This is a genomic window from Bacillus sp. SIMBA_154, assembly GCF_046536015.1.
Taxonomy (GTDB): Bacteria; Bacillota; Bacilli; order Bacillales; family Bacillaceae; genus Bacillus; species Bacillus pumilus_P.
In genome coordinates, this window is record NZ_JAWJBV010000222.1 from 1 (window position 1) to 275 (window position 275).

General features: G+C 42.5%; 1 protein-coding gene. It reads right to left on the reverse strand.

Annotation, left to right across the window (positions count from 1 at the left end):
- The coding region (locus R0K30_RS21810) for a hypothetical protein (protein WP_410612913.1) at nt 1-275 on the reverse strand (275 nt) is incomplete at both ends.

Below are 275 nucleotides of genomic sequence, written 5' to 3' on the forward strand. Positions count from 1 at the left end.
AGTCTAATTCTGCTGAAGCCGCTTTTAACGAATCGGAGTTTTCCTGACCAATCAGCAACAACTGAGTTTCTGTTTGTGACAACTCTCGCATTGTTTGTGCAGACTTCGAAATATCTTCGCTTGCGCTTCGCTGTTGTTCGGTTGCAGTTGCAATCGCAATAACCTGTTGAGAAACCCCTTTTATACGCTCCGCAACTTCTCTCATCGATTCTCCTGATTCATCAGAATATCTCACCGCATCATCAATTTGCTTAACACAAGCTTCCATTGAATTT